This is a genomic window from Flavobacterium sp. UBA4854, from assembly GCF_002399805.1.
Classification (GTDB): domain Bacteria; phylum Bacteroidota; class Bacteroidia; order Flavobacteriales; family Flavobacteriaceae; genus Flavobacterium; species Flavobacterium ginsengisoli.
Genome location: NZ_DHEI01000003.1, coordinates 26,133 through 26,965, shown reverse-complemented (window position 1 = coordinate 26,965; position 833 = coordinate 26,133). Strand labels below are relative to the sequence as shown.

At 32.7% G+C, this 833-nt stretch carries 1 protein-coding gene; it reads right to left on the bottom strand.

The features are described from left to right. A partial coding sequence (locus B3J44_RS00405; protein WP_286964854.1) for a substrate import-associated zinc metallohydrolase lipoprotein occupies positions 1 to 701 on the bottom strand: 701 nt, incomplete at its 3' end. Between the last annotated feature and the right edge of the window lie 132 nt (positions 702 to 833).

The window sequence follows — 833 nt, the reverse complement described above, 5'->3', positions numbered from 1 at the left end:
TATTCGTCTTTTGAATAAATTAAAATCATAGAAGCCGTTTCTGCAAAATCTTCATTGATGTTTGATCTTGCGTAACTTGTAATAAATCCAAGTTCATTTGATTCTGGAATTTCATAATTATACCAATCTGCAGTATAACCTCCTGGCGTCAATGTTTTCCAAGTTTTTTCATCAAAAGGTTTGTTCTGATTTAGAATGTGAATGTACTCATGCTGAATTGTATGAATAAACTCTGATACGTTTGCACGATTTGTTTGATCGATATAATCTGTTTCAAACAAAGTAACTCTTTGTCCTCCTTCAGCCAAACCTAAAGTTCTCGTTCCTACACTATTTAAGTTAACTCCTCCAACCAAAACAATTTCTCTTGGCGCTATTTTCTTTACGAAATCTGGACCTCCAATTGCGGCATAACTTTTTAGCCATATTGTTTGAACTATTTCTAGTGCTGGTTTCACTTTATCAATTTCTGGCGGGAACAAATAACGGCTATTGTCTACTGTATTTTGGTTCCATTTATATTGCACATTAATATTGTATTGATCTAAGTAAATTCCATCAATCCAATTATCTAAAGCTGTTTTTTCAGGTTGTGTAAAATCTAATTGGCTTTCTCCTGGCAGGTCATCGCTTCCACATGAAAATAGAGTTATCGAAACTAGAGCTAAAACCGCAATTTTATTATATTTTAATAATTTCATAATTTTCATTTTTTAAGATTATCTAGGATTTAGTTCTAAACCAGTGTTTGAAGCGTGCAACGGAATCTGTAAAGCTCTTCTGTTGTCGTCTTTTACTAGTATATTAGCTGGTTTGTTTGATGTTTCATGTTT